This is a genomic window from Nocardia neocaledoniensis (assembly GCF_029868625.1).
Classification (GTDB): domain Bacteria; phylum Actinomycetota; class Actinomycetes; order Mycobacteriales; family Mycobacteriaceae; genus Nocardia; species Nocardia neocaledoniensis_A.
In genome coordinates this window covers 1-4,931 of sequence record NZ_JARWOJ010000256.1, presented here as the reverse complement: position 1 = coordinate 4,931, position 4,931 = coordinate 1, and the positions used below count along the sequence as shown (strand labels likewise).

Here is a 4,931-nt window from a genome sequence, read left to right as displayed (position 1 = left end):
CCTGCGCGTCGTCGAGGGCCCACGACCAGTCGAGTGTGTGCAATGCGCCCGCCAGGTCGGCTGCGTCATCGGCGGGCATAGCGCGCCAGTTCGTCATTCGGAGCCTTTCCTCTCGGTCAGAAGTACGACAGGAATGCCGCGGCGAAATCGGGGTCGCGGGTGTCGAAATTCTGGGGGGTCGAGGGCCCGGACGTGGTCGACGAACTCGTGGGGAGGGTGAGGGGCTGTTCGCTCATATCAGTCCCTGGCGGGAGTGTTCGACACTGCGGTCGAATCCGGCCAGCCAATCGTTGGTGGCCAGCACCAACGTTATCGAACGAGTGAGTTCTTGGAGGAGCAGCGTGGATTCCGGTCCAGCCCAGCGCAGTTCCTCGAGTTCGCCCTTGTTCGCACTGCTCGGTGTGCCGAGCGCGGCGACGAGCGCGTCGGCCATGTCCGAATATGCGCTGCGGACCTGCGCACGGGTATCGTCCGTGTCGGGACCTATGGTGCTGAGGGAGACCTGGAGACGTTGGACCTGCCCTTCGTGGGCAAACGCCTTTCCACTGGCCAGGCCGAATCCGGTATCGAACATGGCCCCAGTCGAATTGGTGGCGATCATCGTCCAGCCGAATTGTTCGACGAGCTGTGGGATCTCGGCGAGTTGCCAGGTCCAGTTGATCTCGCTCAACTGGCTTGCCAGGCCGACAGCGTCCTGGGGTGTTCTCGATTTCCACATAGTGACGGTCTCCTCCAGTGTGGCCGTTATCGGGTGTCGGTGCCCCAGTCCGGTTGTAGCGCGATGCCTTCAGCGGGCCGATCGAGTGCGCCTTCTTCGTCCCAATCGCGGCGGAGCAGCAGTTGGTGCTGTGGGGTGTAGTGCTCTTCTCTGCGGATTCGCCCTGCGTTGTCCCAGGTGCACCAGTATCCGATGGGGCCGGCTGGGGTTTGCATACCAGCTCGAAGGAGCTTGCCATCGGCGTACTCGGTGTGGAGTAGCTGATGCAGTGGCGCGTCCACGTCCGCGTCGCCGACACGGCGCCCGCTTTCGTCCCACTCCTCGCGGATCAGAGTTGTTCCGCTGAGGTCGAGGAGAGTGCGTTGCCGGAGACTACCGTCTTCGTGCCAGCTGAGCCAGAGGCCGAAATGCTGCCCACCCGAGGAAGTGCCGGCGTACTTTCGGCTGCCTTGGGTGTACCAGGCGAGTTGGGGGCCGTCCCAGTGACCACGGGTGTACCAGGACAGTTCGACGATGTCGCGCGTAACCCAGGTGTATTCGGCGAGCTGTCCGGTGAACAGCTCGCCGCGGTCGTAGCGGGTCTCGGTCGCGGAGTCGTAGTGAATATCGGGATCCTCCCGGTCACGGACTCCCGGGATGGTGGGCATCGCGATCGCTTTGGCGTCGAAATCCTCGACCAGAACACCGTCATCGTTCCAGCGCTTGCGGTATCGCAGACAGTTGCTCGGATCGAATTCGTATTCCTCGATCACGCGTCCGGCGGTATTCTGGAATGTCCAGTGGCCACTGGGCAGGCCGCGACGGTACTCGCCGAAGAATCGAGGTCTCTGGTCGGGGTATCGTCCGAAACAGTAGCCCTGGCGAACGCCGTCGACGTACTCGTATCCTTCGACGATCGTGCCATCCTGGTCGTCGACGATATCGCCGGTGAACGGTTTGGCTTTGTAGATCGCTCGGTCGCCGTCCATCCGCAGGTCGGGGTCGCGGAGACTGACCTGGCTGTCCAAGAGTTCTTGGATCTCTTCGTCGTAGCTGTACTCGTCGCCTGCCACGTGATCTATTCGGCGTCCGGGATGCCGAGGGAGGGCAGATGAAGACTGCTGCCGGTCTTCTCGACCCAGCCCTGATAGGAGAGGTCTGCCGTGAATTCGGCCCACCAGTTGTCGCAGTGGTCCTGGTCGGGCTGGTGCCAACCCGCGCGGGTGATGGCGCGCCAGCCCGCCTCGCCCGGCCGGGATCGCGAGTCGAGCCATTCGTCGCCGGTGAGCTCGGCCAGCACCGAATCGCCGCTCTTACGGAACTGTGCGAAGCGCCTGGACCCCGCTGGGGCCGACTCGCCGACGACGAGTACCGAGGTGTCGGGGGCGGCGGCGAGCTCGTCGGCGAGTGCACTGGCGAACGCTGTCCAGTCGGTCACAGCAGGCCTTGCTGGTCGAGCTGCAGGTTGCGGTCGTCGGCGGCGAGGCGGGAGTTGGTGACCAGGTGCAGCCATACCGACGCGGCGGAGCGGATGAGGACCACTGTCGCGTCGGAGCCGCCCCAGCGATATTGCGAGGTGGGTGCCTTCACCTGGGCGGTCGGTTCACCGAGTGTCGCGGTGATCGCCTGCGCGAAGTCGGTGAAAGCGGTCCCGACTTTCGCGGCTGTCCAGGACCAATCGAGAGCTCGCAGTTCACTGGCGAGTTCGGTTGCTTGCTCGACCGGCAGTGCCCGCCATGTGCTCATTCGCTTGCCTTCCGGGAGAACTCAGGAGCGACTGGGTTGTCGCTGGTGTCGATATTGCCGTCTCGCGCGGTGCCGTTGTCCTCGAGTGCGAGGCCGGTGATGGGTGCGGCGAGGGCGCCCTCCTCGTCCCATCGGCGGCGCAGTAGCAGTCGGTTTCCCCTGTCGTAGCATTCCTCGCAACGGATCCTGCCGTCGGGATAGAACTCGTACCAGCAGCCGACCGGCCCGGTCGGGTTGTTGACGCCTTTGCGGATTTCGTGCCCGTTGTCGTATTCGACGTACAGGCCGTCGGGATACCCGTCGCGGAACTCCTGTCGGCGGAGAAGTGTTTCGCCAGAACGATGTTCGAGTCCGCCGGTGAACGGCTGGCCTTCGTGATGGAACGGCAGGGCCGGATCGACTTCATCGGCGCTCAGGATGATCGTGTCTGTGGTCGGGAAGGTTTCACTGGTCTCGCTCGGGTTTCCGGCGTCGTCCCAGGCTTGTTTCTCTGTCAGCAGGCCGTGGCCGGTGAAGACATTCTGTTGGGCGAGGGCGCCGTTGTGGTGCCAGTGCAGCCACAACCCGATCGGCTGGTTTCTGGTGACGGTACCCGCGAGTTGGCGTGCGCCGTCGCCGTGCCAGGCGAGCTCGGGGCCGTCTGACCAGCCGTCGATGAACCATTCCAGTGCGACGATCGGCCCACCCGCGTAGAAGTATTCGACGGTCTGACCGGTGAATGGGTGGCCGGCCAACCGCAGTCGGCCGTCGCCGGGGTCGGTGGCGAATGCCGGGTCACGCCGGTCGACCGCGCCGTCCACGAGCGGCTTCGCCATCCTGGCGGCGTCGAAATCCTCGACGAGAGTGCCGTTGTCGTCCCAGCGTTTCCGGTGTCGCAGGGTTCCGGCGAAATCGTAGGTGTCGGTTCGGACGGGCCTCCCGTTGTCGTCCCAGTACTCCCAGTCGAAGACACGGCGGCCGTGGTCGTAGGTGCCGGAGTACCTTCTGGTGTCGTCCGGGTACCAGCCGTCGGCCTGTCCGTGGCGGTATCCGTCGGCGTATGTCAGGGTCTCGACCTCGGTCTGATCAGGAAGGAGCGTCGAGATCTGCCCGGTGAAGGGGATGCCCCGGTAGTAGGTGACTCCATCGTCGGTGGTCAGGTCAGGATCGCTGCTGTCGATGTAGAGCACGAGGCTGCTTCTTCCGCTGGGACCACTCTCAGAAGTCGCCGCATCAAGATCGGGGTCGCGGGTCTCGAAATTCTGGGGGCGTAGTCGACGAACGCGGGCGGGAGGACGAGGGTCAGCGTCGGGTCCGGGCGTCACTGCATCGACTGATGGCTCAGGCCGAGGGTAGGTAGGTCGAGGTCGGGACGGTCGGGGTGGTGGACCCAAGCGTCGTAGGCGAGTTCGGCGGGGTCGGTGATGCCGTAGCCGTCGCGGAGTCCGGTGACGGCGAGTTCGGCGGCGTGGCGGTAGTCCGCGCTGGTGACCGGCTCGTCGAAATCGAACCGCCACAGGTGGCCGTTGTCCACGTCGGGCTGGTTCCAGCCCGCGGCGGTGATCGCCTGGTATCCGGTCGGGGTGGGTCGCCGCTCCTCGGCGAGGTACTTGTCACCGATCAGTTGTGCCGACAGCACGTCTTCGTCGCGGGCGAATTGGACGAATCGGCGGATGCGGGCCGGTTCGGGTTCGAAGATGATCACCCGCGAGCCGGTTGGCAGCTTCTCGAGCTCGGATGCGAGGTGCTCGGCGAACTTGGGCCAGTAGATCACAGCTCTCCCCACCGGAGATGTTCGATGTTTTCGTCGCGCAGTCGATTCCCCGGTGCGGCGACCTCTGTAGGGGTTCGGGGACGGAAGTCGGTCAACGATTCTCGTGGGGAACGCCGAGGCCTGGCAGGTGAAGATTGGCGTTTCCGGCGCGTTCCACCCAGCCTCGGTAGACCAGTTGTGCGGGGGATTCGATGCCGAATCCGTCGCGGAGTCCGGTGACGGTCATCGCGGCGAGCCGCTGGTAGTCCTCGGTGTTTGCCGACCAGGGGAACTCGATCCACCAGTTGCCCATGTGCTCCTCGTTGGGCTGGTGCCACCCCGCGTCGCTGATGGCTCGTACACCGTCGGCGTCGGTGTGGAAGGCAGGCTCGAGCCATTCGTCGCCGGTGAGTTCGGCGGATACGACCGTGCCGGTCTTGAGGAACTGGGAGAAACGTCGCTGTCCGGGCTTGGTCGATTCGCCGACCACCAGCACCGTGCTGTCGGGTGAAGTTTGGAGCGCGGATGCGAGCCCGCGGGCGAATTCGGTCCAGTCGGTCACAGGAGACCCTGCTCTTCGAGCTCGATATTGCGGTCGTCGGCCGCCAGCCGGGTGTTGGTGGTCAGGTTGAGCCATACCGAGGCGTCGAAGCGCACGAGCAAAAGTGTGGCCTGGGGCCCGGCCCACCGCAACTGGAGGGGCGGACCGGCGACGCGCGCGGTTGGTTCACCGAGCTTGGCGGTGATCGCCGCAGC

8 protein-coding genes are annotated in these 4,931 nt (G+C 64.9%); all 8 read right to left on the bottom strand.

Features of this window, described 5'->3' with window-relative positions; all coding sequences use genetic code 11:
• Nucleotides 1-232: 232 nt before the first annotated feature.
• A complete protein-coding gene (locus tag QH270_RS19875; RefSeq protein ID WP_280344605.1) occupies nucleotides 233-718 on the bottom strand; it encodes a DUF6301 family protein in 486 nt (161 codons plus the stop codon).
• A 26-nt stretch (nucleotides 719-744) separates the two neighbouring features.
• On the bottom strand, nucleotides 745-1,770 hold the full coding sequence (locus QH270_RS19870) for a toxin-antitoxin system YwqK family antitoxin (RefSeq protein WP_280344602.1): 1,026 nt from the start codon (nucleotides 1,768-1,770) through the stop codon (nucleotides 745-747).
• Between the two features lie 5 nt (nucleotides 1,771-1,775).
• Nucleotides 1,776-2,135, bottom strand: a complete 360-nt coding sequence (locus QH270_RS19865) for a TY-Chap domain-containing protein (protein ID WP_280344600.1) — start codon at nucleotides 2,133-2,135, stop codon at nucleotides 1,776-1,778.
• Nucleotides 2,132-2,443 (bottom strand): DUF6301 family protein, encoded by a 312-nt coding sequence (locus tag QH270_RS19860; protein ID WP_280344598.1) that lies wholly within the window; start codon nucleotides 2,441-2,443, stop codon nucleotides 2,132-2,134. The genes QH270_RS19865 and QH270_RS19860 overlap by 4 nt, the downstream gene beginning before the upstream one ends.
• Nucleotides 2,440-3,612: a toxin-antitoxin system YwqK family antitoxin gene (locus QH270_RS19855; RefSeq protein WP_280344596.1), complete on the bottom strand. Its 1,173-nt coding sequence runs from the start codon at nucleotides 3,610-3,612 to the stop codon at nucleotides 2,440-2,442. Before QH270_RS19855 ends, QH270_RS19860 begins: the two co-directional genes overlap by 4 nt.
• Before the next feature lie 131 nt (nucleotides 3,613-3,743).
• Nucleotides 3,744-4,196: a TY-Chap domain-containing protein gene (locus QH270_RS19850; RefSeq protein ID WP_280344593.1), complete on the bottom strand. Its 453-nt coding sequence runs from the start codon at nucleotides 4,194-4,196 to the stop codon at nucleotides 3,744-3,746.
• A gap of 91 nt (nucleotides 4,197-4,287) precedes the next feature.
• Nucleotides 4,288-4,737: a TY-Chap domain-containing protein gene (locus tag QH270_RS19845; RefSeq protein WP_280344592.1), complete on the bottom strand. Its 450-nt coding sequence runs from the start codon at nucleotides 4,735-4,737 to the stop codon at nucleotides 4,288-4,290.
• The coding region (locus QH270_RS19840) for a DUF6301 family protein (RefSeq protein ID WP_280344590.1) at nucleotides 4,734-4,931 on the bottom strand (198 nt) is incomplete at its 5' end. The genes QH270_RS19840 and QH270_RS19845, both read right to left, overlap by 4 nt.